Origin of the sequence: Sphingomonas sp. SUN019, from assembly GCF_024758705.1 — a bacterium.
GTDB lineage: Bacteria > Pseudomonadota > Alphaproteobacteria > Sphingomonadales > Sphingomonadaceae > Sphingomonas.
The window spans coordinates 2905676-2931276 of sequence record NZ_CP096971.1; the positions used below are offsets into that span (position 1 = coordinate 2905676).

Below are 25601 nucleotides of genomic sequence, written 5' to 3' on the forward strand. Positions count from 1 at the left end.
CGGTGTATTATATCTGCGATACACACGATAGAGGCTGACGATGGGCAAGAAGAAGGACGCGAAGAAGGCGGCGCGCAAGGCGGCGGAGGCTGCTGCTGCGGCCTATGCCGCGCGGATGGCGGCGGAGGCTTCGGCAGGCGGGTCGGCGGGACGCGGCGCGCCGGGGTTCGAGGTGCCGGACGAGTTGCGCCGCATGGGCGAGGCGTTGATCGCGAAGGCGAATTCGCCGCAGGGGCGCGAGATGATCGCGTCCGGGCTGGCGCTGGCGGCGACCGCGGCGGCGGCGAGTGCGGGGCGGCAACGGCGGCAGTCGCCGCACGCGGGCGAAGAGCGCGCTGTTCCGCCGGCCCCTCCCGTTCCGCCGACACCTCCCGTTCCTCCGGCGCCGCCCGTTCCGCCCGTGCCCCCGGTCCCGCCACAGCCTGGCGTCGGCGGGACGCAAGCGATCGATCCGCAGGCGGTCGCCGATGCGATCGGCGATGCGGCGGGCGCGCTGCTGACGCGGCTGTTCGCCAATAGACGACCCGGTTGATTCGATCCGATCCGGTCTGATCTTACCCATTATGGATAATGATTACGTAAAATCGATCGTATCACGTTAGGAAACGATGTAATAATAAGGAATTATCGGGCGCGCGCAGCACGTTCGGTGGGGTTGGCAACCGGGAAGGGGGATTCCGGTGAGGCGGCATCATGGCCTGGCGGACAAGTTGCTGGCGGCTGCGATCGAGCCCGATCGGTGGCTGGGCGTGCTGTCCGACGTGGCGGCGGCGTGCCGGTCCGATCATGCGCAGATCATCGGGTTCGGGCCGGATTACGATGTCGCGTTCAACTTCGTCAGCGGGATCGATGCGGGCGCGCTGCGCCGGTTCGACGCGATCGATCACGGATCGCCATTGATCAACTACCGCGTCGCCGCCAGCGTGGCGGCCGGCCCGCACGCGGTGCTGCACGAGGCGCATTACGCCGCGGCGCGGAGCGGGCTGGTCAATGACGCCTATCTCGATCTGACGCGTGATGTGGATATCCCGCACGGCTGCCAGACAAATTTGCGGCGCGACGAGCACAATCTGCTGGGCTTCGCGCTGTTGCGGTCGGCGCGGTCCGGGCCGACCACGGCGGCGGTGCGCGCCGATTTCGCCGAACTGCGCGATTATGCGGTCGCCGCAGCGGCGCTGCAGGTGGCGTTGGAGCGGCAGGGGCACCATCTGATCGCGGGCAGTTTCGACGCGATGGGAACTGCGTGTTTCGTGCTCGACGCCGACCTGAGGGTGCGCGCGCGGACAGTCAGCGCAGAAGGGTTGCTGCGCGCCGGGGTGGTGAGACTGGCGGACGGGCGCGTCGCCTTGCCCATCGCGGAGGATCAGCGGCGGCTGTCGGCGGCGATGAATGCGGTCGCATCGGGCCGCGCGCTGGCTGGGCATGTCGTCGTGCCGGACGAGGTCGAGGGCGGGACCGGCGGGGTGATGACGCTGAAGCTCCACTGCCTGCCCGCGCGCGACTGGAGCATGGGGTTCGCGCCCGCTGCAATCCTGGTGGTGAAACGCTCGCTTTATCCCGGCCCGATCGATGCGAGCGTGCTGCGCGACACGTACCGTCTGACTGCGGCGGAGGCGGCGATCGCGCTGGCGCTGCTGATGGGGCAGCCGCGCGCGCAAATCTGCGCCGCGCGCGGCATCACGCGCGAAACGCTGCGCACGCACCTGCGCACGCTGTTCGCGAAGCTGGGGGTCAATCGCGAGGCGGATGCGATCCACCTGCTCCACGCGGTGCTGGGGTAGAGCGGGCTTGCCTTGCCCACCATAAATAATGTTATGGTGATGCCGAGGAGAGGTGCGTGGCGGGATTTTCGTTCGATCTGAGCGGGCGTGTTGCGTTGGTGACGGGCGCGTCGTCGGGGATCGGGCGGCGGTTCGCGCTGCAACTGGCGGCGAGCGGGGCGAAGGTGGTGATCGCGGCGCGGCGAACCGCCTTGCTGGAGGAACTGCGCGCCGCGATCGAGGCGGCGGGCGGCGAAGCGCTGGCGGTGGCGATGGACGTGGCGGACGAGGCGTCGACGATCGCGGCGTATGATGCGGCGGAGGCCGCGTTCGGGACGGTCGATACCGTGGTCGCCAATGCCGGGATCGCGCACGGCGCGAGTTCGCTCGGCATGAAAATGGAGGCGTTCGACCAGACGGTCGCGGTGAACCTGCGCGGCGTGTTCCTGACCGCGCGCGAAGGGGCGAAACGGATGATCGCCGCGGGATCAACCGAAACGGGGCGGGGGCGGATCGTGCTGATCTCCTCGATCACCGCGCATCACGTCTCACCGCACACCGGCGCCTATGCCGCGACCAAGGCCGGGGTGATGCAGATGGGCCGCAGCTTCGCCAAGGACTGGGCGCTGCGCGGCGTGAACGTCAACGTCCTTTGCCCGGGCTATATCCTGACCGACATCAACGCCGATCTGTGGGAGCACGCCGAGGGCAAGAAGCTGCTCGCCCGCTTCGCCCGCCCGCGGATCATGAGCGCCGGCGCGCTCGATCCGATGCTGCTGTATCTGTGTTCGGACGCCAGCGCCGAGGTGACGGGGTCGGTGATGACGATCGACGACGGACAGACGTTGTGAATTGTCGCGGTGCCAGCCCGCTCCCCCTTCCGGCCACCCATTCAGGATATTCTGTGGGCGGCCGGGAGGGGGAGCGGGCTGGTACCGCTCCATGCGCGTGAGCGCATCAAACAACAGGAGAACCGGTTTGGCTTACGAACAGATCCGCTACGACATCGCCGACGGGATCGCGACGATCACGCTGCACCGGCCCGAGAAGTTGAACGCCTTCACGGGGCAGATGATGGCGGAGATGATCGACGCGTTCGATCAGGTCGACGCCGATGACGCCGTGCGCTGTGTAATTGTGACGGGCGAGGGGCGCGCCTTCTGTGCCGGGGCGGATTTGTCGGGCGGGGGGAAAACGTTCGACTATGAAGGGCGCGGCGCGGATTCGCCGGTCGGGCCGGATGGCGAATTGCGCTATGGCAGCGAAAGCGCCCGCGATGGGGGCGGGCGGCTGACGCTGCGCATCTTCGAATGCCTGAAGCCGGTGATCGCGGCGATCAACGGTCCCGCGGTCGGGATCGGGAGCACGATGACGCTGGCGATGGACATCCGGCTGGCGAGCGACACCGCGCGCTTCGGCTTCGTGTTCGCGCGGCGCGGGATCGTACCCGAGGCGGGATCGTCGTTCTTCCTGCCGCGCATCGTCGGCATCAGCCAGGCGCTGGAATGGTGCTATTCGGGGCGCGTGTTCCCCGCCGACGAGGCGCTGGCGGGGGGCCTGGTGAAGGAGGTGGTGCCGGGCGACCGGCTGAAGGCCCGCGCGCACGAAATCGCGCGCGAGATCGCCGACAATACCGCCCCCGTCTCGGTCGCGCTGATCCGGCAGATGCTGTGGCGCGGCCTCGGGATGCAGCACCCGATGGACGCGCACAAGGTGGACAGCCGCGGCATATTATCGCGCGGGCGGTCGGGCGACGCAAAGGAGGGGGTGACCTCGTTTCTGGAGAAGCGGACGCCGGTCTATCCGGACAAGGTGTCGAGCGGAATGCCGGATTATTTTCCGTGGTGGGAAGAGCAGCGGTATAGCTGAGGTATGATCGACGACGACAAACGCCTCGCCGCGGAGGCTGCGGTGGCCGAGGTGAGCGACGGGATGCTGGTCGGGCTCGGCACCGGGTCGACCGCGGCGTACGCGATCGCGGCGCTGGGGCGGCGGGTCTCCGAAGGACTAGGCATCACCGCGGTCGCCACCAGTATTGCGACCGAGGCGGCGGCGCGGGCGGCGGGGATCGACGTCGTCGACTTCGCGCGCGTGGCCGCGATCGACCTGGCGATCGACGGGGCGGACGAGATCGACGCGCGACTCTTCGCGATCAAGGGGGCGGGCGGGGCGATGCTGCGCGAGAAGGCGGTGGCGAGCGCGGCGCGGAGGATGGTGGTGATCGCAGATGGATCGAAGCACGTCGCGGCGATCGGCCGCGCGGCGGTGCCGGTCGAGGTCTTGCCGTTCGCGCTCAGCTTCGTTGTCGCGGCGCTGGAACGGCTTGGTGCGATCGTGATCGTCCGCGATGGCCTGACCGACAACAGTAATCTGATCGCCGATTGCCGTTTCCCCACGCTCGACGATCCCCGAACCCTCGCCGCGCAAATCGACGCAATCCCCGGCGCGCTCGGGCACGGGCTGTTCCTCGACGAGATCGACGCGGCGTACATCGCCCATGATGGTGTCGTTACGCGGGTGGAACGCGCCGGTGCGAGCGGCTAAAGCGGCGGCGACTCTTATAAAAGGGCAACGCATCGGGCGGACGTTCGTTCGACCGATGAGCCGAGCGAGGATTTTCATGACCGATACCGCCACCCTGTCCACGGTACACGAGGACGGCTCGCCCGAACGCCTGGCGATCGACACGATCCGCACGCTGTCGATGGACGCGGTGCAAAAGGCGAATTCGGGGCACCCCGGCACACCGATGGCGCTGGCCCCGGTCGGCTGGACGCTCTGGTCGAAGTTCCTGCGCTACGACCCCGCGCACGCCGACTGGCCCAACCGCGACCGCTTCGTGCTGTCGGTCGGCCACGCGTCGATGCTGCTCTATTCGCTCCTCCACCTCGCCGGCGTAAAGCAAAAGGACGGCGCGGAGGCGGTCAGCCTGGAGGATATCCGGCAGTTCCGCCAGCTGAGTTCCAAGACCCCCGGCCATCCCGAATATCGCCACACCACCGGCGTGGAGACGACCACCGGCCCGCTCGGGCAGGGCTGCGGCAATGCGGTCGGCATGGCGATCGCCGAACGTTGGATGGCGGGACGCTATAACAAGCCGGGCTTCGACCTGTTCGACCATGACGTCTATGCGCTGTGCGGCGACGGCGACATGATGGAGGGTGTCAGCGGCGAAGCGGCGAGCATCGCCGGGCATCTGAAGCTGTCGAACCTGTGCTGGATCTACGATAGCAACCATATCTCGATTGAGGGCGCGACCGACCTCGCGTTCGACGAGGATGTGGGAAAACGTTTCGAGGCGTACGGCTGGAACGTCATCCACGTCGACGACGCGAACGACGTGGCCGCGCTGACCGCCGCATTCGAGACGTTCAAGGCGACGAACGACCGCCCGACCTTCATCGTCGTCCATTCGGTGATCGGCTGGGGCAGCCCCCGCGCGGGCAGCGAGAAGGCGCATGGCGAGCCACTGGGCGCGGAGAATATCGTCAAGACCAAGGAAGCCTACGGCTGGCCGGTCGACAAGGATTTCTACGTGCCCGACGGCGTGCAGGCCGGGTTCGAGAAGTCGATCTCGGACCGCGGCGCGCCGCTGCGTCAGGCGTGGGACGAACTGCGTGAGAAATACCGGACCGAGCACGCCGATCTCGCCAGGGAACTCGACGCGCTGATGGGCGGAACGTTGCCCGATGGCTGGGACGCGGACATTCCGGTGTTCGAGGCCGATGCGAAGGGCGTCGCCAGCCGCGACGCGGGCGGCAAGGTGCTGAACGCAATCGCGAAGCGCGTGCCGTGGCTGCTCGGCGGTTCGGCCGATCTCGCGCCGTCGACCAAGACTGACATCAAGGGCGCGGCGTCGTTCGAGGCGGACAATTACGGCGGCGCGAACTTCCATTTCGGCGTGCGCGAACATGGCATGGGTGCGGTCGTGAACGGCATGGCGCTGTCAGGGCTGCGCGCTTACGGCTCCACGTTCCTGGTGTTCCTTGATTACATGCGCGCGCCGGTTCGGCTGTCGGCGCTGATGGAAATCGGATCGGTGTGGGTTTACACGCACGATTCGATCGGCGTCGGCGAAGACGGCCCGACGCACCAGCCGATCGAGCATCTGGCCACGATGCGCGCGATTCCGGGGCTCGACACGATCCGCCCGTCCGACGCGAACGAAGTCGCCGCCGCATGGCGCGCGACGATGGAGGACGGCAAGCATCCGACCGCTTTGGTCCTGTCGCGGCAGGCGCTGCCGACGCTGGACCGGACGAAATATGCCAGCGCCGACGGTTTGGCGAAGGGCGGCTACGTGCTGGCCAGCGCCGAAAACCCGCAAGTGATCCTGATCGCGACCGGCAGCGAAGTGTCGCTGGCGGTGGAGGCGTATGAAAAGCTGACCGCAGACGGCGTCGCTGCACGGGTGGTGTCGATGCCGAGTTGGTATCGCTACGAACTGCAATCCGACGCGTACAAGGAAAGCGTGCTGCCGAAGGGCGTCAGCGCGCGCGTCGCGATCGAGATGGCGGGGGAGATCGGCTGGGACCGTTATGTCGGGCTGTCGGGCGAGACGATCACCATGTCGACCTTCGGCGCATCGGCCCCGATCGCCAAGCTGCAGGACAAGTACGGCTTTACGGTGGAGAACATCGTGAAGGTGGCGAAGCAGGTGATGGGTTCGTAGAAGACCAGAAGGCCCGCATCGGTTTGTCGGGTGACGGATTACCCCCACCCACGCATTGAGCGGCGGGTTACCCCACCCCGCTCATCCTGAGGAGCCATTGAGCTTGTCGAAATGGCGTCTCGAAGGACACGGGCCGTCCTTCGAGACGGGGCTTCGACAGGCTCAGCCCCTCCTCAGGATGAGCGGAGTGAGGGGTACGGACGAATTTTGGAGTGAACGTGATGACTACCCTCAACCAACTCGAAGACCTCGGCCAGGCCGTGTGGCTCGATTTCGTCGACCGCAAATTCCTCGCGGACGGCGGCCTCAAGAAACTTGTCGACGAAGACGGCCTCACCGGCGTGACCTCCAACCCGTCGATCTTCGAAAAGGCGATGGGGCAGGGTACCGCCTATGATGACAGCCTCGCCGCGTTCGACCGCGCGCACCCGGAAGCCGCGACGATCGCGCGATACGAACATCTCGCGATCGAGGATATCAAGGCGGCGTGCGACATCCTCCGCCCGGTGTACGACCGGCTGAACGCGAAGGATGGTTACGTCAGCCTTGAGGTGTCGCCCTATATCTCCGACGACACCGACGAGACGATCGCCGAGGCGAGCAGACTGTGGGGGCGGGTCGACAAGCCCAATCTGATGATCAAGATTCCGGGCACGCGCGCAGGCGTACCGGCGATCGCCGCGTCGATCGCGAACGGGATCAACGTCAACGTGACGCTCCTGTTCTCGATCGAAGCATATAAGGCGGTCGCGCTGGCCCATGCCGCGGGTCTGGAAAAGCGCGTTGCCGAAGGGCAGCCGATCGACCGTATCGCCAGCGTCGCCAGCTTCTTCGTCAGCCGGATCGACAGCGCGATCGACAAGAAGATCGACGAACTGGGGTCGGACGACGCGAAAGCGGTGCGCGGCAAGGTCGCCATCGCCAACGCGAAACTGGCGTATCAATGGTATCTCGACTTCATCGAAAGCGACCGCTGGAAGGCGCTGGCCGCGAAGGGCGCGATGCCGCAGCGGTTGCTGTGGGCGTCGACCGGCACGAAGGACAAGGCCTATCCCGACACGCTCTACATCGACACGCTGATCGGTGCCGACACGGTCAACACCATGCCGCCTGCAACGATGGACGCGTTCCGCGACCACGGCGTGGCGGCGGAAACGCTGACCGCGGATGTGGATGACGCGCGTCATGTTCTGGCCGAGGCGGAGCGGCTGGGGCTCGATCTGGGCGGGACCACCGATCGGTTGGTGGAGGAAGGCGTGGCGTCGTTCGTGAAGTCGTTCGACACCCTGCTGGCCGCGATCGCGCACAAGCAACCCGCGGCTGCTTGAACCGTTCTGCACTCGAATCCTCACACCCGCTCATCCTCAGGAGGGGCTGAGCTTGTCGAAGCCCCGTCTCGAAGGACGGTCCACGCCCTTCGAGACGCCATTTCGACAAGCTCAATGGCTCCTCAGGATGAGCGGAGTTGGGGTCGGCCTCACGGAGATACAGCATGAAGATCGGCATCGTCGGCCTCGGCCGGATGGGCGGCAATATCGCGCGGCGGTTGATGCGTCGGGGCCATGAGGTCGTCGTGTGGGACCGCAACGCGCCCGCGGTCGAGGCGCTGGGCGGTGAGGGCGCGATCACCGCGGATTCGCTCGATGACATGCGCGGCAAGCTGGGTACGCCCGCGATCTGGTGGATCATGCTGCCCGCGGGCGATCCGACCGAACAGACGATCCAGACTATCTGCAAGGCCTCGCCCGCGGGCACGATCATCATCGATGGCGGCAACAGTTTTTGGAAGGACGATATCCGCCGCGCGAAGGAACTGGCCGACCACGGGCATCACTATGTCGACGTCGGCACGTCGGGCGGCGTGTGGGGTCTGGAACGCGGTTACTGCATGATGATCGGCGGCGACAAGGAAACGGTCGACCTGCTCGATCCGATCTTCGACACGCTCGCGCCCGGCGTCGGCACGATCCCGCGCACCCCCGGTCGCGACGAGCATGACGGCGAAGATCCGCGCGCGGAAAAGGGCTATATCCACGCCGGTCCCGCAGGCGCGGGGCATTTCGTGAAGATGGTCCACAACGGCATCGAATACGGCCTGATGCAGGCCTATGCCGAGGGGTTCGACGTGCTCTACGGCCGCGGTGCGCCGGGGCTGCCCGACGATCAACGCTTCGATTTCAACCTGACCGACGTGGCCGAAGTCTGGCGGCGCGGCAGCGTGATCTCGTCTTGGCTGCTCGATCTGACCGCGATCGCGCTGGCCAAGGACCAGAAGCTCGAACAATTCTCCGGCCATGTCGCGGATTCGGGTGAGGGCCGCTGGACGATCGACGCCGCGATGGAACAGGCGACGCCGGTCAACGTGCTGACCACCGCGCTGTTCGCGCGCTATCGCAGCCGGATCGACGATATGTTCGGGGACAAATTGCTGTCGGCGATGCGCTACGGCTTCGGCGGTCACGTCGAGATTCCGCAATGAGTATAGCCTTGGTGGTGAGCGACGTCGACGGGACGCTCGTCGACAAGCAGAAAAAGGTGACCCCCGCGACGATCGCCGCGGTCGAACGGCTGCGCGCGGCGGGCATCGCGTTCACGATCATCAGCGCGCGGCCGATGTCGGGGATGCTGCCGATCGCCGAGGCGCTGGCGCTCGACGGCGACATGGCGGCGTTCAACGGCGGCATCGTATTCCGCCGCGACGGCAGCGTGTCCAGGCACCTGACGATCACGCCCGAGGTCGCACGCGGGATCGTCGCGCTCACCAAGGATGCGCCGGTCGAGACGTGGGTGTTCGCGGACGATCGTTGGTACGCGACCGACCCCAACGGTCCGCACACCGCGAGCGAGCGGATCGCGGCCAATCAGGAACCGGTCGCGGTGACCGACCTCGATCCGCTGCTCGATCGCGCGGACAAGATCACCTTCGTCAGCGATGACGAGAGACAACTTCGGCAGCTTGCCGAACGCGTCGGTGTGCAATTCCGCGACCTAGCGACCATCATGCAGTCGCAGACCTATTACCTCGACGTCACCGCGCTGGGTGCTGACAAAGGCGCGGGTCTCGGCGCGCTCTCGGATGCGTTCTGTGTGCACTTCGCCAACATCGCCGCGATCGGCGACCAGGCCAACGACTTGCCCATGCTGAAGCTTGCGGGCCGGTCGATCGCGATGGGCAATGCGCCCGATGCGGTGAAGGCGGTCGCGCACGACGTGACCCGCGGCAATGACGAAGACGGTGTCGCGCACGCCATCGACACCCTTATCCTGAGCGGAGTTTCGTAGATGAAAGAGTTAGTTGCGTTCGATCTCGACGGAACGCTGGCCGAGAGCAAGCAGGCGATCAAGGACGATATGGCGGAGGCGCTGGCCGACCTGCTGGGCGTGGTGAACGTCGCGGTGATCTCGGGCGGGGACTGGCCGCAGTTCGACAAGCAGGTCGCCAGCCGCCTGCCGGCGCGCGCCGACTTCACGAAACTGTGGCTGATGCCGACGACGGGGACGAAACTGTACACGCACAAGGACGGCCAATGGTCGCCGGTCTATGCCGAATTGTTCAGCGACGAAGAACGCGCGAAGATCATCTCCGCGTTCAACGAGAGTCTCGATGCGACCGGTTTTCAGCCCGAACAGACCTGGGGCGAACGGATCGAGGACCGCGGCAGCCAGATCACCTTCTCCGCGCTCGGCCAGCAGGCCCCGATCGATGCGAAGGAGCATTGGGATCCCGATTTCGCCAAGCGCAAGGTAATCCAGGCCGACCTGCGGGGGCGCCTGCCGGGCCTGTCGATCAACATGGGCGGCGCGACCTCGATCGACATCACGCGCGAGGGCGTGGACAAGGCGTATGGCCTGAAGAAACTGCGCGACGCCAGCGGGATCGCGCTGGACGCGATGATGTTTGTCGGCGACGCGATCTTCCCCGGCGGCAACGATTATCCGGCGAAGGAGCTGGGGCTCGACACGGTCCGCGTGCGCGATCCGGGCGACACGCTGGCGGTGATCGCGACGGTGGTGGCGTGCGGGAAGTGACCTTCCAATCCTCCCCTGCAAGGGGAGGTGGCAGGCGAAGCCTGACGGAGGGGTGTCTGCCTATCGAGAGGTCGACACCCCTCCGGCGCTACGCGCCACCTCCCCTTGCAGGGGAGGATTTTTAAGCCGCCAAGATCACCTTCGCGCGGTCGCTGAGGCGTTCGACCGCGGCGGCGTGGATGCCGGGGGTGCTGGCCAGCACGCCGAAGGCGCGGGGGTCGGGTTTGTTGAACCTAAGCGGTGCGCCGAGAGCGTCACTTACCGCCGCACCCGCCTCCGCAGCGATCAGGACGGCGGCGGCGATGTCCCATTCGTTGCCCCAGCGAAGCGTCGCGACGAGGTCGGCGCGGTCGGCGGCGACCATCGCGATGCGCAAGGCGATCGAGTTGGGCTTTTCGACCGCGACCAGATCGCGGTCGACTTTGGGCAGACTGTCTGTCGGGACACGTGAACCGGGGAAGTCCACGCGGCCGCCGACGTGGATACTCGCGCCGTTCAGCGTCGCGCCGCCACCTGCAGTCGCGCGCCAGATTTCGCCGCGCGCGGGGGCGTCGAGCACACCGATCGTCGGGCGGCCATGTTCGACCAGTGCGATCGACACCGCCCAGCCGGGACGGCCGCGGATATAGTCGCGCGTGCCATCGATCGGATCGACCACCCACACGCGTTCGCGCGACAGGCGATCGGGCGCGTCGGCGGTTTCCTCCGACAGCCAGCCTGCGTCGGGCAGCAGCGCCGACAGCCGCGCGCGGAGCATCGCGTCGACGTCGAGATCGACCTGGCACACCGGGCTGCCGTCGATCTTTTCCGATCGCGCGAAGTCGGTCGCGGAGCGCGCATGCGCCATCGCCGCGGCCTCGCGCGCGATGGCCGCGACGGCGTCCGCGAGGGCGTCAGCCACCCGCCACCGTCATCCCGTCGATGCGGATCGTCGGCACGTTGACGCCGTAACGGAATTCCAGGTCGTTCGCAGGCGTCAGGTTCGCGAACATCGGCTTCAGATTCCCCGCGATGGTGAATTCGGCGACCGGCGTGGTGACCTCGCCATCCTCGATCAGGAAACCCGCCGCGCCGCGGCTGTAATCGCCGGTAACGCCGTTGACGCCCATGCCGATCAACTCGGTCACGAACACGCCGTATTTGATGTCCGCGATCAGCGTCGCGGGCGGAACGCGGCCCGCGGCCATGTACAGGTTGCTGGTCGTGACGCCCGGGGCGCCGCCGACGCCGCGCGCGGCGTGGCCGGTCGGTTCGAGGCCAAGCTGACGCGCGGCGGCGGATTCGAGCAGCCACATCTCCAGCATGCCGTCATTGATGATCGCGGTCGGCGAAACGGGCAGGCCCTCGCCATCGAACGGGCGCGAGCGCAAGCCATGCGGGCGGTGCGGATCGTCGTGGATGCTGACGCCCTTCGCGAAGACCTGTGTGCCAAGCGCGTCGAGCAGGAAGCTGGTCTTCCGCGCGATGGCCTGGCCCGAGATCGCACCGGTCAGGTGGCCGAGCAGGCTGGCCCCGACGCGCGGATCGAACACGACAGGCATCGGTCCGCTCGGCACCTTCGCGGGGTTCACACGCGCGACGGCGCGAGTTCCTGCGCGACGGCCGATGTCGTCCGCCGCTTCGAGCCGGTTCAGGTGGCGCGTGGAATGATAAGCGTAGTCGCGCTGCATCCCGCCGCCCTCGCCCGCGATGACGCTGGCCGACAGGCCGTAGCTGGTGGTGGCGTAGGAGCCAGCGAACCCGTGGCTGGTGGCGAGCGCCCAGACGCTGCGCCCTGCGCTTGCGCCGCCGCCTTCGCTGTTGGTGACGCCGGGGACCGCGCGCGCGGCGTCCTCCGCGGCGAGCGCGACCTCGCGCAGGAACGTCGGCGCAATCTCTCCGCCGTCGTCGAGGTCGAGCAGCGGCGGGGCGCCGTGCATCAGGCGTTCGGCGGGGGCGAGACCGGCCCATTCGTCCTCGGGCGCTTCGCGCGCCATCGCGACCGCGCGGTCGACGAGTGCGGACAGCGCGTCGTCGGACAGGTCCGAGGTGGAGACGCTGGCGGAACGCTTGCCGACGAAGACGCGCAGGCCAAGGTCACCGCTTTCGGAGCGGCCGACGTCCTCCAGCTTGCCGAGGCGGATCGAGATTTCGGTCGAGGCGTCGGCGGCGAACACCGCGTCGGCGGCGTCTGCGCCCGCCTTCTGTGCGCGGGCGACAATGTCCTGGGCGCGATCGCGCGCCTGATCTGGGGTCAGCATAGCGGTGACTTAGGGCGCGGCGTGGTCGGATGCTAGTCGGCGCGTAGCGCGGCGGCGGGGCGGGTGCGGAGGAGCGGGAGGTTGCCGAGCACGCCGATCCCCAGCGTGACGATAGCGGACGCGGCCAGCGTCAGTGCGACGACGCTCCAGTCGGGCGCCCAGCCGAGCGAGAACACCTGCGTCACGACGTACCAGCCCGCGACGCCGCCGACGGCCAGCGCGACGCCGGTAAGCAAGGCGGAGAGCAGAGCGTATTCGATCGCCTGCACGCCCAATACCTGGCCCGAGCTGCCGCCGAGCAGTTTCAGGATCACCGCGTCGGTGCGCCGTGCCCTTGCGGAGGCGGCGATCGCGCCGACCAATACGACGAGTCCGGCGGCGACGGTCACCGCGGCGGCGACGCGGATCGCGAGCGCGATTTGGCCGAGCAATTCGCCGATCTGCCCGATCACATCGCCGACGCGGATCATCGTGACCGAGGGGAGGGCGCGCGCGACGTCGCGCGCGATTGCCCCGTCGCCGCCGGGCGGGGCATAGACGCTGGCGAGCAGGCTGTGCGGCGCTTCCTCGATCAGGCCGGGCGAGAAGACGATCGCGAAGTTGAGGCCAAGGCCGCTCCAGTCGATCTTTCGCGTCGCGGCGATCCGCGCGGTCACATCGACGCCCAGCACCGCCACGGTTATCTCGTCGCCGATCCTCAGGCCCAATGCTTCCGCAGCGCGATCCTCGATCGAGACGAGCGGGGGGCCGCGGTAATCGGCGGGCCACCAGCGTCCGGCGGTGATCTCGTTGCGCGGCGGGAGCGACTTCGCCCAGGTGATTGTGCGGTCGCCGCGCAGCACCCACGCGCCTTCGGGCACGGTCTTCATGTCGGCGACGCTTTGACCCTTCAGTGCGACGATCGAACCGCGCAGCGACGGCGTGGCCTCGATCCGCGCGCCCGGTGCGGCGCGGGTGACCGCGGTGCGGAAGGCGGGGGCGTCGTCGGGCTGAAGGTCGATCGCGAAGAAGCGCGGGGCTTTCGCGGGCGCGCGGCTGGCCATCTCGCTGGACAGGCTGGTGTCGATCGTGGCGAGCGCGACGAACAGTGCGAAGCCGAGGCCGAGCGCGACCACCAGACGGTCGGTCTGCGCGCCGGGGCGGTGGAGATTGGCGAGCGCGAGGCGAAGAAGCGGGCGGCGCGGGCGCGGCAGGCGCGCGAGCCCGCGGCGGAGTGCGATGCCGATGCCCCATAACAGCGCCACCAGCACAGCCATCGCAGCGACGAAGCCCAATGCGAGGATGCGGTCGGAGGCTGTCAGCACCGCGAGCGCGACGAGCAGCGCCAGCAGGCCGGTCATCGCGGCGGCGGTGCGCAGCGAGGGCCAGCGGCGGTTGGCGACCACATCGCGCAACAGGCTGGCGGCGGGAACGCGGCGCGCCCTCGCCAGCGCGGGGAGCGCGAACAGCAGCGCGACGAGCGCGCTGAGCGCCGCCGCGGTCAGCAGCGGAACGGGGTAGAGCGCGAGGCGGGGCACGACCGGGAGCGCATCGCCCGCGACTCCCGTGACGATCGCCGGCACGGCCGCGCCGACGATCAGCCCGAGCGCGATGCCGATCGCGGCGACCGCGGCGAGCTGGGTCAGGAAGATCGCGGCGATCGTGCGCGATTCCGCGCCCAGCACCTTCAGCATCGCGATGATCCGCGTCTTGCCCGCAAGGTACGCCGCGACGCCGCTGCCAACCCCGACCCCCGCGATAGCGAGCGCGGAGAGGCCGACGAGCAGCAGGAATTGCCCGAGCTGCGCGATCCCGCGGCGCAGGCCGCCCGCGGCCTGGTCGGGAGTGCGGGTGGACCAGCCGGCGCCGGGAAATCGGTCGCTCAGGCCATCGCCGATCGTCTTGGCGTTCGCGCCGACCGGCAGGAGGAGGCGATAGCGGCTGTCGTACAGGCTGCCGGGCTGGACCGCGGCGGTCGCGTCCAGGCCCGCCATGTCGACCAATACGCGCGGGCCAAGGCTGAAGCCTTCGCCGAGCGCGTCGGGTTCCGTGGCGATGATCCCGATCACCGTGAGGCGCGCGGCGCCGACGCGGAGCCTGTCGCCGACCTTTACCCCCAGCCGGTCGGCGAGCGCGGGGGCGATGGCGGCCTGCAGGCCCGCCGGGCGCGGGGCGAGCGCGCCGGGTTGGAGGCGGAAATCGCCGATCAGCGGCCAGCGCGCGTCGACGCCCTTCAGCGCGACCAACACCGGCGCGTCGCCGCGTTCGGCGTCTGCCATCGCGCGCATCCCGACTGTTTCGGACAGCGGCCCGCGCGCGGCGAAGGCGGCAGCTTCCTCGACGGTCGCGCGGCGCTGCGACACGCGCAGCTCGACATCCCCGCCCAGCATCTGCCGCCCCTGCGCGTCGAGCGCGGCGATCATGCTGGCGGACAGGCTGCCGATTCCCGCGAGCGCGGCGGTGCCGAAGAACAGGCACAACGCCAGGAGGAACAACCCGCGCCCGCCGCGGCGGAGATCGCGGAGCGCCAGCCGCCCAACAAGGCTCATGGCGTGAGGGTCACACGCTCCGCCGGTCGGTCGCGATGCGGCCGTCGGCCAGCGTGATGACGCGCGCGCATCGTTCGGCGAGGCTTGGGTCGTGCGTGATGACGAACAGCGTCGCGCCCGCGTCACGCTGGCGGGCGAACAGCAGGTCCATGATCGCCGCGCCAGTTGAGGTGTCGAGGTTGCCGGTCGGTTCGTCGGCAAAGATCAGTCGCGGTCGCCCCGCCAGCGCGCGGGCGATCGCGACGCGTTGCTGTTCGCCGCCCGATAGCTGCGCGGGATAATGATCGGTGCGGTGCGCGAGGCCGACCGCGGCGAGTTCGGCGGCGGCGCGATCGAACGCATCCGGGTCGCCCGCCAGTTCGAGCGGGACCGCGACATTCTCCAGCGCGGTCATCGTCGGGAGCAGGTGGAACGCCTGCAGCACGATCCCGATCCGCCCGCGCCGCGCCTTGGCCAGCGCGTCCTCGTCGAGCTGCGCGAAATCCAGGTCGGTGACGATCACCTCGCCCGACGTCGGTCGTTCCAATCCCGACAGTACCGCCATCAGCGACGATTTGCCCGATCCCGACGGGCCGAGCAGCGCGACGGTGTCGCCGGCGGCCACGTCCAGGTCGATGCCGTGGAGGATCTGGACGCTCGCCGGCGCGCGGCCGAGCGTCAGCGTCACGTTGCGCGCAGAAATGACGCTGCTAACGCCGGTGGCTGTTGCCGGAAGGATCAGGGATGTCACGCGTGATGCGATATGGGGTGGGGCGCTGGCTTGTCCACCTGCTGTTGGCGATGCTGATCGCCGCGCCCGCGACCGCGGACCCGCGACGGCCGCTGATCTGGGCGTTCGGCGACAGCCTGACCGCGGGCTATGGCCTGCCGCCGAACCAGGGCTTCACCGCGCAATTGCAGGCCGCGTTGCGGGCGGCGGGCGTGGCGGCGACGGTGCGCAACGGCGGCGTTGCGGGCGATACCGCGGCGCAGGCGCGCGCGCGGCTGGCGTGGGGCTTGCGCGGGTTGAAAGCGACGCCCGATCTGGTGATCGTCGAACTCGGCGCGAACGACATGCTGCGCGGGTTGCCGGTGGCGCAGACCGAGGCGAACCTCGATCGCATCCTGACCGAACTGAAACGGCGGCAGATACCTGTGCTGCTGGCGGGAATGCGCGCCGCGCCGAACCTCGGCCCCGCTTATGCGCGCGCGTTCGAGGGGATGTATCCGCGGCTGGCGCGGAAACACCGTGTGCCGCTGTATCCGTTTTTCATGGACGGCGTGGCAGGGAACCGCGCGCTGATCCAGCGCGACGGGCTGCACCCGACCGCGCGCGGGGTCGCGATCATCGTGCGGCGGATCATGCCTGCGGTGCGGCGGGCGCTTCAGTGAGCGCGGACCGGCACGCCCGCTGAGGCGAGTGCGGCGTGCGCCTGGCGAATCGTCGCTTCGCCGAAATGGAAGATCGACGCGGCGAGGACGGCAGAGGCGTGGCCTTCGACCACTCCCGCGACGAGGTGTTCGAGCGATCCGACCCCGCCGCTCGCCACTACCGGTACGCTGGTGCGATCGGCGATCGCGCGGGTCAGCGCCAGGTCGTATCCGTCGCGCGTGCCGTCGCGGTCCATCGATGTGACGAGCAATTCGCCCGCGCCCAGTTCGGCCAGCCGCAGCGCGTGCGATACAGCATCGATCCCCGTGGCGCGTCGACCGCCGTGGGTGAAGACCTCCCACGCATCCCCCACACGCCGCGCGTCGATGCTGGCGACGCAACATTGGCTGCCGAAGCGTTCGGCGATGTCGGCGACCAGTTCGGGCCGCGCGACTGCGGCGGAATTGACCGCGACCTTGTCCGCCCCCGCCAGCAACAGCGCGCGCGCGTCCTCGGCGCTGCGCACGCCGCCGCCGACGGTCAGCGGCATGAAACACACCGCCGCAGTGCGGCGCACGACGTCGAGGATCGTGTCGCGCCCCTCGTGACTCGCGCCGATGTCGAGGAAGCAGAGTTCGTCCGCGCCCGCCGCGTCATAGGCGCGCGCCTGCTCCACCGGGTCGCCCGCGTCGATCAGGTCGACGAAGTTCACGCCCTTCACGACTCGGCCGTTCGAAACGTCGAGGCAGGGAATGACGCGCGCGCGGAGGGTCATCTCTCCCTCTCCCCGCTGGCGGGGAGAGGGTGGCCGAGCGAAGCGAGGCCGGGAGAGGGGCCTGTCGCGTCGGCGTACCGATATGCCCCTCTCCCCAACCCTCTCTCCGGAGGGGAGAGGGAGAAGACGCAATTGCCCCTCACGCCGCGGCAGCCACGCTCAACGCCGCCGCCAGATCGAGCCGCCCGTCGTACAGCGCGCGGCCCGTTATCACGCCCTCCACGCCATCCCGTGCGTGGAGCGCCAGGACGTGGATGTCGGCGATGCCCTTCACGCCGCCGCTGGCGATGACCGGAATGTCGACGCTGCGTGCGAGGTCGACCGTCGCCTCCACGTTGCAGCCCTTCAGCATCCCGTCGCGGCCGACGTCGGTGAACAGGACCGCGGCGACGCCTGCGTCCTCGAAGCGGCGCGCGAGGTCGGTGGTGGTGACGGTCGAGACGTCGGCCCAGCCCTTGGTCGCGACCATCCCGTCCTTCGCATCGACCGCGACGACGATGCCGCCGGGGTATTCCCGCGCCATGTCGCGGACGAAATCGGGGTCGTCGAGCGCGGCGGTGCCGATCACGACGCGCGATACGCCGAGATCGAACCAGCGCGCGACGCTGTCCGGGGTGCGGATGCCGCCGCCGAGCTGGACGTGACCGGGAAAGCGTTCGACGATCGCCTTTACCGCCTCGCCATTGATGCTCTTGCCTGCGAACGCTCCATCGAGATCGACGACGTGGAGGTGCTGCGCGCCCGCATCCGCGAACAGCATCGCTTGGCGCGCGGGATCGTCGCCGTAGACGGTCGCGCGATCCATATCGCCCTCGGCCAGACGCACGACCTGCCCGGCCTTCAGGTCGATCGCGGGGAAGACGATGAGGGTCACCCAATCCTCCCCTGCAAGGGGAGGTGGCAGCCCGCAGGGCTGACGGAGGGGTGTCGCGCTATCGAGGGGGGGGCACCCCTCCGTCGCGCTGCGCGCGCCATCTCCCCTTGCAGGAGAGGATCGAGCGCGATCACGGCCGCCATGTCAGGAACCTTTCCAGCAGCGCCAGCCCGTAGCGCTGGCTCTTCTCGGGATGGAATTGCACGCCGATCAGATTGTCGCGACCGATCGCGGCGGTGACTGGCCCCGCGTGGTCGGTGGTCGCGATCACGTCCGCGCCCTCAAACGCATAGCTATGGAGGAAATACGCCTCGCCGCGCTCGATCAACGGATGGTGGGCGGCGGGAACCACGTCGTTCCAGCCCATGTGCGGCACCTTCGCGTCGGTGCCCGCGGCGTCGATCAACCGCACACGGCCGGAGATCCAGCCGAGCCCTGCGTGCGTACCCATCTCCTCGCCCGCATCGGCCATCAACTGCATCCCGACGCAGATGCCGAGGAAGGGCGCGCCTTCATCCCGCACGCGACGGTTCAGCGCGGCGACCATGCCGTCGACGCTGCGCAGCGCCGACGCGCACGCCCCAAATGCGCCGACGCCCGGGAGCATGATGCGCTCCGCCTTCGCGACAACGTCTGGATCGGCGGTCACCCGTAGGTCCGCACAACCCGCCGCCCGCAACGCGTTCTCGACCGAATGCAGATTTCCCGCGCCGTAGTCGATCAGCGCTAGCATCGGCCTACAGCGTCCCCTTGGTCGACGGGATCGCGTCGGCCTTGCGCGCGTCGATCTCTACCGCCTGCCGCAATGCGCGCGCGAGGCCCTTGAACGCGCTTTCGGCGATGTGGTGGTTGTTGTCGCCGTGCAGCGTCTCGACGTGCAGCGTGATCCCGGCGGCTTGTGCGAAGGAATGGAACCAGTGCTGAAACAACTCGGTATCCATTTCGCCCAGCCGCTTCTGGGTAAACTCGGTCTTCCACACCAGCCACGGGCGGCCAGAAATGTCGAGCGCGACGCGGGTCAGCGTCTCGTCCATCGGGGATAGCGCGTCGCCGTAGCGGCGAATGCCGCGCTTGTCGCCCAGCGCCTGCGCCACCGCCGCGCCGATCGCCAGCGCGGTGTCCTCGACCGTATGGTGCTGGTCGATGTGCAGATCACCCTGCGTGCGGACGTGCAGGTCGATCAGCGAATGGCGCGAGAGTTGTTCGAGCATGTGGTCGAAAAAACCGACCCCGGTCGCGATATCGTACTGCCCCGTGCCGTCCAGGTTGACGGTGACGGCGATCTTCGTTTCGCTGGTGTCGCGGTTGATCGTGGCGGTGCGCATGGCCGTTCCCATAGCGGCTGGGTGGGTTCATGCAATCTTGACCACGCCGGTAAGCCCGCTACCCATGCGCAGGATGGAAGACCACGCAGCAGACAGCCTGATTCCCTATGACGAGATCGTCCAGGAGGCGCTCCGTGCGGTCGTCGGGCGCGTGCTGGGCACCGTGGCGGAGTCTGGCGGGCTGCCCGGCGAGCATCATTTCTATATCACGTTCAAGACGCAGGCCCCCGGCGTCGACATCCCGCAGCGGCTGATCGAGCGGTTCCCGGACGAGATGACGATCGTCCTGCAAAACCGCTATTGGGATCTGACCGTGGACGGCACGCGCTTCTCGGTGGGATTGAGCTTCAATCAGGTGCCGTCGAAGCTGGTCATCCCTTATTCGGCGATCACGGGTTTCCACGATCCTGCGGTCAATTTCGAGCTGCGGTTCCAGGCGCAGGAGGGGCCGGAGGACGGCCCCGGCGGACACGATCCGGCCGAGAACGACGGCGATACCAACGTTGGCGCGGAGGACGGGTCGAACGTGGTGGCTGTGGATTTCAAGCGGAAGCGAGGCGATTAGCCAAAGCTAATCGCCGGTCGCGCAGCGACGCGAACGCCGGCCGACGCGGCGAAGCCGCGCCCGACGTGACGGGATTTACTCCCGTGACGGCCCTGAGTTTCCTCGATCCCTTCGTCATCCCCGCGAAAGCGGGAACCCATCTCGGGCGTTAACCATTCATACGCCCGTAGTGCTTGCACCCTAGCGCAGGCGATGGGTCCCCGCTTGCGCGGGGATGACGTATTGGGGGCGGCATGACCGACACGACCAAACAAACCCGCACCGAAACCGACTCGATCGGCCCGATCGACGTTCCCGCCGACGCTTATTGGGGCGCGCAGACGCAGCGATCGATCGAGAATTTCCCCTTTCCGCCGATCGAGCGGATGCCGATCGCGATCGTCCATGCGCTCGCGCTGGTGAAGCAGGCCGCGGCGCGGGTGAACCGCGATGCTTTGGGCGCGGAAAAGGCCGATGCGATCGAAGCGGCGGCGGCGGAGGTGGTCGCGGGCAAGCTCGACGATCAATTCCCGCTGGTGATCTGGCAGACCGGGAGCGGCACGCAATCGAACATGAACGTGAACGAGGTCATCGCGGGGCGTGCGAACGAGGTTCTGACCGGCGCGCGCGGCGGCAAGTCGCCAGTTCATCCCAACGACGACGTGAACCGGGCGCAGTCGTCGAACGACAGCTTTCCCACGGCCTTGCATATCGCCGCCTCGATCGCCGTCACGACCCGGCTGTTTCCCGCCCTTCATCGGCTGACCGATGCGCTCGCCGCCAAGGCCGCGGCGTGGGACGATATCGTGAAGATCGGCCGGACTCACCTGCAGGACGCGACGCCGCTGACATTGGGTCAGGAATTTTCAGGCTATGCGAATCAGCTCTATCGGTGCGGGCGGCGGATCGAGCCCGCGGTGGAGCATGGCACGAACCGGCTGGCGCAGGGCGGTACCGCGGTCGGGACGGGGCTGAACGCGCCCGCCGGGTTCGCCGCGGCGTTTGGCGGCGCGCTGCGTGATATCACCGGCCACCCCTTCGTTCCTGCGGAGAACGCATTCGAGGCGCTCGCGTCCAACGATCCGCTCGTCCATCTGTCGGGAACGCTCAACACGCTGGCCGTCGCGCTGACCAAGATCGCGAACGACATCCGCCTGCTCGGCTCCGGCCCGCGATCGGGGCTGGGGGAACTTATCCTGCCCGCCAACGAACCCGGCAGCTCGATCATGCCGGGCAAGGTCAACCCGACGCAATGCGAGATGCTGACGATGGTCGCCGCACAGGTGATGGGGAACCACACCGCGATCACGATCGGCGGTTTGCAGGGGCATCTGGAACTGAATGTCTTCAAACCGCTGATCGGCGCGAACGTGCTGCGCTCGATCGACCTGCTGGCGGTGGGGATGGAGACGTTCGCGGAACGCTGCGTCGACGGCTTGGAGCCCGACCGGGCGCGCATCGCCGAACTGGTCGACCGCTCGCTGATGCTCGTCACCGCGCTCGCGCCCGAGATCGGGTACGATAACGCCGCGAAGATCGCCAAGCACGCGCACGAACATGGCCAGACGTTGCGCGAGGCGGGCCTGGCGCTGGGGCTGGTCGATGCGGAGACGTTCGATCGTGTGGTTCGGCCGGAGGCGATGCTGGGCAGGTGATTTGTCCGACGCGCTCACGCGCGTGAGGCGGTGCCAGCCCGCTCCCCCGCCCCGCCTCCCACAACAGTATATTGAATGGGAGGCGGGGCGGGGGAGCGGGCTGGCACCGCCTCGTTCGGCGAGAGCCGAACCAGAGCGCGCGACGGAACTTGTGGCCGCGCCGGGACTTATCCCGCTCGAAGCGGAGGACTTGATGCTCAGTTCGATAATCGGCGCGGCGATCGGCAGCGCGATCGATGGCGCCGACGGCGACGATTCGACGCTGGACGGCGCGATTGGCGGCGCGTTGGCGGGGGCGCTCATCCGCGGACTCGCCCCGGTCGTGATGACCTATGCGGTCGGCTGGCTGGTGCTGCACGGCATCGGCAAGGCCAAGGACGCGATGGGCGACGCAGTATTTCAAAAGGGAACGAAGGCATGATTCGCAGCATCATCGGCGCGCTCATCGGGGGCGAATTGCGCAAGAACGGCCGCGGCGGCGGGCTGAGGGGTGCGGCGATCGGCGCGATCGCCGCGCGCGCCGCGACGCGCATGGGGCCGCTCGGGATGATCCTGGGCGGCGGCTATATCGCCAAAAAGGCGTATGACCGGCACAAGGCGTCGAAGGTCATGCCGCGCGACTATACGCAGCGGCCGTAACCGTGTCCCGGGCGCGTCGCGCTTGACGCGCCCCCGCCCACGCCTTCAGTAGCGCGGATGGATTCGCCCATCTCGCACGACGACCATGGTTTCAAACGCCGCGGCGTGCTGTTCGTCCTTTCTTCGCCGTCAGGCGCGGGCAAATCGACGATCGCGCGCAAGCTGCTGGCCTCGGAACCTGAGCTTGAAATGTCGGTGTCCGCGACGACGCGGCCGATCCGCAAGGGCGAAGTCGACGGCGTCGATTATCATTTCGTCACGCTCGACCGGTTCCGCGACATGGCGGCGAACCACGAATTCCTCGAATGGGCGCACGTGTTCGACGAACGTTACGGCACCCCCCGCGCGCCGGTCGACGAGATGCTGGGGCAGGGCAAGGATGTGCTTTTCGACATCGACTGGCAGGGCGCGCAGCAGCTGCACCAGATCGCCGGCGGCGACGTGGTGCGCGTGTTCATCCTGCCGCCGTCGATGGAGGAACTGCACGAACGGCTGAAGCGCCGCGCGACCGATTCGACCGAAATCATCGACCGCCGCATGAGCCGCGCGGCGAACGAAGTCAGCCACTGGGACGGCTATGATTACGTGTTGGTCAACGACGACGTCGAGGAATGCTTCGCGCACGTGAAGACGATCCTGGCGGCGGAGCGGTTGAAGCGATCGCGCCAGACCGGGCTGATCGGGTTCATCCGCAAGCTGCGGCGGAACGCTTAATCTTAATCCTCCCCTGCAAGGGGAGGTGGCGCGGAGCGCCGGAGGGGTATCGACCTCTCGATAGCGCGACACCCCTCCGTCAGCGCTTCGCGCTGCCACCTCCCCTTGCAGGGGAGGATTTGTTACTATCCTAACCCAGCAATCCCAAGAACCGCACCCCCGCATCGAACTCCCGCCGCCGCAGCGCGCGCGTCTCGGCCGCCAGCGTATCCTCGCCCCACAATTCGGCCTGCCAGTCCTCGTCCACCTGCGCCGCGGTCCACACCGTGTCCGCGTCGGCCACACCCTCGACCAGCGCAAGCGCGGCGATCAGCGAACCGGTGATCGTGACGATCGGCGACAGCCCGGCGAGCGCGAACGCGTCGCGGGCGGCGGTCGCTTCGCCCAGCCGCGCGATCGTCGCGGGGGGCTGCGCGCGGTGCATGACGCCCGCGACGGTCTCGAAATGCACATCGTAGCGGTCACGCGCCCAGCCAAGCAAAGGATCCCACGCCGCCTCCTGCCGTGCGATCAATTGTTCGGGGGATTCGGCGCGGTAGCACAGCAGGTCGCTTTCCCCGTAGCGCGCCAGGCCCGCGGCGAAGGTGGCGGGATCGGGCGCGATGCGGTCGATCGCAGCGTTGGCGAGGCCGGTCAGCGGCATCGCGCGCGGATCGACTTTATCGCCGACCGCGCGCCATTCATCGGCTATCGCGTCGGCCAGCGTATCGGTCGGCAGCGCGAGCGGCACGCGGCCGGGGGTGCGTACTGGCTTGTCGTCGAGCCGGATCACGCGGTCGGCGTCGATCGTGACGCTCTTCCAGAACCGTCTCATTCGGGCGGCGTCCGCCAGCGCCGCGCGAGGCTGCGCGGAACGATCGCGATCATCGCCAGCGCCGAAAGGACGATCGCGACACCGAGCAGCTTCGGCCCCAGCGTCTCGGCGCGACCGAGCAGCACCACCCCGAACGCCCCGCCGATCGCGCCGGCGATGCGCGATCCCACGATCGCCAGCCAGCGGTTGCGGGCGGGATCGCTCACCGCTTCCGCTCGCGGTCCGGATCGCCACGACCGCGCCGCTCACCGCGGCGTTCCTTGCGGATGTTCTTGGCGTGCGCGCGCGCTTTGGTCTTCTTTTCCTCGCGCGTCTCGGGCGTGAAATCGTCGAGCGGCATGTTGTTGCCCGACATCTGTTCGAAACCGAGGCTGGCGAGGCTTTCGGCGAAATGTGCCGGCAATTCGGCCTCGATATCGATCTGCCCGCCGTCGGGATGATCGACGCGCAGGCGCCGCGCATGGAGGTGCATCTTTCGCGAAATGGCGCCGGTCAGGAACGCCGCGGGTCCGCCGTATTTGCCGTCGCCGACGATCGGGTGGCCGATCGCCGCCATGTGGACGCGCAACTGGTGCGTGCGGCCGGTGAAGGGCTGCAATTCGACCCAGCAGCAGCGGTTTCCGGCGCGTTCGATCACGCGATAACGCGTGCGCGCGGTGCTGCCCTCGGCCTCGTCGACGTGCATCTTCTCGCCGCCGGTGCCGGGCTGTTTCGCGATCGGCAGGTCGATCGTGCCGTCGTCGATCGAGGGCACGTCGACGACCAGCGCCCAATAGACCTTCTTCGCCGACCGCCCCGAAAACGTCTTCGCAAAGAACGCCGCGGCGCGAGACGTGCGCGCGACGAGCAACGCGCCGCTGGTGTCCTTGTCGAGCCGGTGGACCAGTTTCGGGCGGCCCTCCGCCTCATATTGCAGCGCGTCGAGCAGCCCATCGACGTGCTGCACCGTCTTGGTGCCGCCCTGAGTCGCGAGGCCGGGCGGCTTGTTGAGGACGAGCGCCTGCGCGTCCTTGTGAATCACCATCTCGCGCGCGAACAATGCTTCGTCGTCGCTCAGCGGCGGGCGTTCGCGTTTCGCAGGGGCGTCGACGCGCACCGCTTCGGGCGGGGGCACGCGCAGCACCTGCCCCGCGACGATGCGGTCGCCGGGGCCGACGCGCGCGCCGTCAAGCCTGATCTGCCCGGTGCGCGCCCATTTGGCGACCGTGGTGAAACTGGTATCGGCCAGATGCCGCTTGAACCAGCGATCGAGGCGGATGCCGTCGTCGTCGGGGGCGATGGTGAACTGGCGCACGGCGTCGGTCATGCGACTGCTCTCACCAGCGACAGCCCGGCGAACAGCGCGACGATCGCCCCGACGACCGAGGCGATCGCGTATAGCGCCGCGCTGGCCATCGCTCCGCGTTCGAATAATACGACCACGTCGAGCGCGAAGGCGGAGAAGGTGGTGAACCCGCCGAGCGCACCGACGCCGAGCAACAGTCGCCAGCTCTCCCCGGCATTATTGCGCGCAAGCACGCCGACCAGCAGACCCATCAGGAATCCGCCGACCAGATTGACGGTCAGCGTGCCCCACGGATAATCGGGGCCGAGCCACACGCCCATCGCGCGGCCGGTGAGATAGCGCGCCGCGGAACCAACCGCGCCGCCGGCCATCACGAGAAGAAGCGGTTGCATCGCG

Annotated in this window: 28 protein-coding genes; 16 read left to right on the plus strand and 12 right to left on the minus strand. The window is 68.2% G+C overall.

What is annotated here, in order from left to right; genetic code table 11:
- Positions 1-40 precede the first annotated feature (40 nt).
- From M0208_RS13985 to M0208_RS14030, 10 genes are all read left to right on the plus strand, one after another.
- The gene (locus M0208_RS13985) at positions 41-532 is read left to right on the plus strand and encodes a hypothetical protein (protein ID WP_258892282.1); all 492 of its coding nucleotides are present in this window, start codon (positions 41-43) and stop codon (positions 530-532) included.
- 148 nt (positions 533-680) lie between these two features.
- Positions 681-1781, plus strand: coding sequence for a helix-turn-helix transcriptional regulator (locus M0208_RS13990; protein WP_258892283.1), 1101 nt, complete (start codon positions 681-683; stop codon positions 1779-1781).
- Positions 1782-1837: 56 nt separating this feature from the next.
- On the plus strand, positions 1838-2611 hold the full coding sequence (locus tag M0208_RS13995; RefSeq protein WP_258892284.1) for an SDR family NAD(P)-dependent oxidoreductase: 774 nt from the start codon (positions 1838-1840) through the stop codon (positions 2609-2611).
- A gap of 127 nt (positions 2612-2738) precedes the next feature.
- On the plus strand, positions 2739-3629 hold the full coding sequence (locus tag M0208_RS14000) for a crotonase/enoyl-CoA hydratase family protein (RefSeq protein WP_258892285.1): 891 nt from the start codon (positions 2739-2741) through the stop codon (positions 3627-3629).
- Between the two features lie 3 nt (positions 3630-3632).
- Positions 3633-4304 (plus strand): ribose-5-phosphate isomerase RpiA, encoded by a 672-nt coding sequence (rpiA, locus tag M0208_RS14005; RefSeq protein ID WP_258892286.1) that lies wholly within the window; start codon positions 3633-3635, stop codon positions 4302-4304.
- Positions 4305-4380: 76 nt separating this feature from the next.
- Positions 4381-6432, plus strand: a complete 2052-nt coding sequence (gene tkt, locus M0208_RS14010; protein ID WP_258892287.1) for a transketolase — start codon at positions 4381-4383, stop codon at positions 6430-6432.
- A gap of 221 nt (positions 6433-6653) precedes the next feature.
- Complete coding sequence (gene tal / locus M0208_RS14015) at positions 6654-7760, plus strand: transaldolase (protein ID WP_258892288.1); 1107 nt, start codon at positions 6654-6656, stop codon at positions 7758-7760.
- A 164-nt stretch (positions 7761-7924) separates the two neighbouring features.
- A complete protein-coding gene (gnd, locus tag M0208_RS14020; RefSeq protein WP_258892289.1) occupies positions 7925-8911 on the plus strand; it encodes a phosphogluconate dehydrogenase (NAD(+)-dependent, decarboxylating) in 987 nt (328 codons plus the stop codon).
- A 14-nt stretch (positions 8912-8925) separates the two neighbouring features.
- Positions 8926-9714, plus strand: a complete 789-nt coding sequence (locus M0208_RS14025) for a Cof-type HAD-IIB family hydrolase (protein ID WP_309547013.1) — start codon at positions 8926-8928, stop codon at positions 9712-9714.
- Positions 9715-10461, plus strand: a complete 747-nt coding sequence (locus M0208_RS14030; protein ID WP_258892291.1) for an HAD-IIB family hydrolase — start codon at positions 9715-9717, stop codon at positions 10459-10461.
- Between the two features lie 121 nt (positions 10462-10582).
- Here M0208_RS14030 and M0208_RS14035 read toward each other — a convergent pair whose 3' ends face one another.
- From M0208_RS14035 to M0208_RS14050, 4 genes are read right to left on the minus strand one after another with little or no spacing between them, the layout of a single operon-like run.
- Positions 10583-11362 carry a 3'(2'),5'-bisphosphate nucleotidase CysQ gene (locus M0208_RS14035; RefSeq protein WP_258892292.1) on the minus strand — a complete coding sequence of 260 codons (780 nt, stop codon included), beginning with the start codon at positions 11360-11362 and terminating at the stop codon, positions 10583-10585.
- On the minus strand, positions 11355-12701 hold the full coding sequence (locus tag M0208_RS14040) for a TldD/PmbA family protein (RefSeq protein WP_258892293.1): 1347 nt from the start codon (positions 12699-12701) through the stop codon (positions 11355-11357). The genes M0208_RS14035 and M0208_RS14040 overlap by 8 nt, the downstream gene beginning before the upstream one ends.
- Before the next feature lie 32 nt (positions 12702-12733).
- Positions 12734-15229 (minus strand): ABC transporter permease, encoded by a 2496-nt coding sequence (locus M0208_RS14045; protein WP_258892294.1) that lies wholly within the window; start codon positions 15227-15229, stop codon positions 12734-12736.
- A gap of 10 nt (positions 15230-15239) precedes the next feature.
- Complete coding sequence (locus M0208_RS14050) at positions 15240-15959, minus strand: ABC transporter ATP-binding protein (RefSeq protein WP_258892295.1); 720 nt, start codon at positions 15957-15959, stop codon at positions 15240-15242.
- Here M0208_RS14050 and M0208_RS14055 point away from each other — a divergent pair.
- Entirely contained in the window at positions 15953-16600 is a 648-nt protein-coding gene (locus tag M0208_RS14055) for an arylesterase (protein ID WP_258892296.1), read from the plus strand. The two genes, M0208_RS14050 and M0208_RS14055, sit on opposite strands and share 7 nt — an antisense overlap.
- Here the strand turns inward: M0208_RS14055 and hisF are convergent.
- The 4 genes from hisF to hisB all read right to left on the minus strand — a co-directional run bounded on the left by hisF (position 16594) and on the right by hisB (position 19554).
- Positions 16594-17355 (minus strand): imidazole glycerol phosphate synthase subunit HisF, encoded by a 762-nt coding sequence (gene hisF, locus M0208_RS14060; protein ID WP_258892297.1) that lies wholly within the window; start codon positions 17353-17355, stop codon positions 16594-16596. The two genes, M0208_RS14055 and hisF, sit on opposite strands and share 7 nt — an antisense overlap.
- Positions 17356-17494: 139 nt before the next feature.
- A complete protein-coding gene (gene hisA, locus M0208_RS14065) occupies positions 17495-18229 on the minus strand; it encodes a 1-(5-phosphoribosyl)-5-[(5-phosphoribosylamino)methylideneamino]imidazole-4-carboxamide isomerase (protein WP_258892298.1) in 735 nt (244 codons plus the stop codon).
- A gap of 130 nt (positions 18230-18359) precedes the next feature.
- Positions 18360-18962 carry an imidazole glycerol phosphate synthase subunit HisH gene (gene hisH / locus M0208_RS14070; RefSeq protein WP_258892299.1) on the minus strand — a complete coding sequence of 201 codons (603 nt, stop codon included), beginning with the start codon at positions 18960-18962 and terminating at the stop codon, positions 18360-18362.
- Between the two features lie 4 nt (positions 18963-18966).
- Positions 18967-19554: an imidazoleglycerol-phosphate dehydratase HisB gene (gene hisB / locus M0208_RS14075; RefSeq protein ID WP_258892300.1), complete on the minus strand. Its 588-nt coding sequence runs from the start codon at positions 19552-19554 to the stop codon at positions 18967-18969.
- Positions 19555-19627: 73 nt separating this feature from the next.
- Between hisB and M0208_RS14080 the strand changes: the two genes are divergently transcribed.
- The 5 genes from M0208_RS14080 (at position 19628) to gmk (ending at position 23106) form a co-directional block, all read left to right on the plus strand.
- Positions 19628-20119 (plus strand): SspB family protein, encoded by a 492-nt coding sequence (locus M0208_RS14080; protein WP_258892301.1) that lies wholly within the window; start codon positions 19628-19630, stop codon positions 20117-20119.
- Positions 20120-20352: 233 nt separating this feature from the next.
- Entirely contained in the window at positions 20353-21753 is a 1401-nt protein-coding gene (gene fumC, locus M0208_RS14085; protein WP_258892302.1) for a class II fumarate hydratase, read from the plus strand.
- A gap of 193 nt (positions 21754-21946) precedes the next feature.
- On the plus strand, positions 21947-22174 hold the full coding sequence (locus tag M0208_RS14090) for a hypothetical protein (RefSeq protein WP_258892303.1): 228 nt from the start codon (positions 21947-21949) through the stop codon (positions 22172-22174).
- Entirely contained in the window at positions 22171-22392 is a 222-nt protein-coding gene (locus M0208_RS14095; RefSeq protein ID WP_258892304.1) for a hypothetical protein, read from the plus strand. Before M0208_RS14090 ends, M0208_RS14095 begins: the two co-directional genes overlap by 4 nt.
- Before the next feature lie 57 nt (positions 22393-22449).
- The gene (gmk, locus tag M0208_RS14100; RefSeq protein ID WP_258892305.1) at positions 22450-23106 is read left to right on the plus strand and encodes a guanylate kinase; all 657 of its coding nucleotides are present in this window, start codon (positions 22450-22452) and stop codon (positions 23104-23106) included.
- A 130-nt stretch (positions 23107-23236) separates the two neighbouring features.
- Here the strand turns inward: gmk and M0208_RS14105 are convergent, their stop codons facing one another.
- The 4 genes from M0208_RS14105 to crcB are packed head-to-tail and all read right to left on the minus strand — an operon-like array spanning position 23237 to position 25597.
- Positions 23237-23920: an ATP12 family chaperone protein gene (locus M0208_RS14105; RefSeq protein ID WP_258892306.1), complete on the minus strand. Its 684-nt coding sequence runs from the start codon at positions 23918-23920 to the stop codon at positions 23237-23239.
- Positions 23917-24126: a hypothetical protein gene (locus M0208_RS14110; protein WP_258892307.1), complete on the minus strand. Its 210-nt coding sequence runs from the start codon at positions 24124-24126 to the stop codon at positions 23917-23919. Before M0208_RS14110 ends, M0208_RS14105 begins: the two co-directional genes overlap by 4 nt.
- Entirely contained in the window at positions 24123-25226 is a 1104-nt protein-coding gene (locus M0208_RS14115) for an RluA family pseudouridine synthase (protein WP_258892308.1), read from the minus strand. Before M0208_RS14115 ends, M0208_RS14110 begins: the two co-directional genes overlap by 4 nt.
- The gene (crcB, locus tag M0208_RS14120) at positions 25223-25597 is read right to left on the minus strand and encodes a fluoride efflux transporter CrcB (RefSeq protein WP_258892309.1); all 375 of its coding nucleotides are present in this window, start codon (positions 25595-25597) and stop codon (positions 25223-25225) included. Before crcB ends, M0208_RS14115 begins: the two co-directional genes overlap by 4 nt.
- Between the last annotated feature and the right edge of the window lie 4 nt (positions 25598-25601).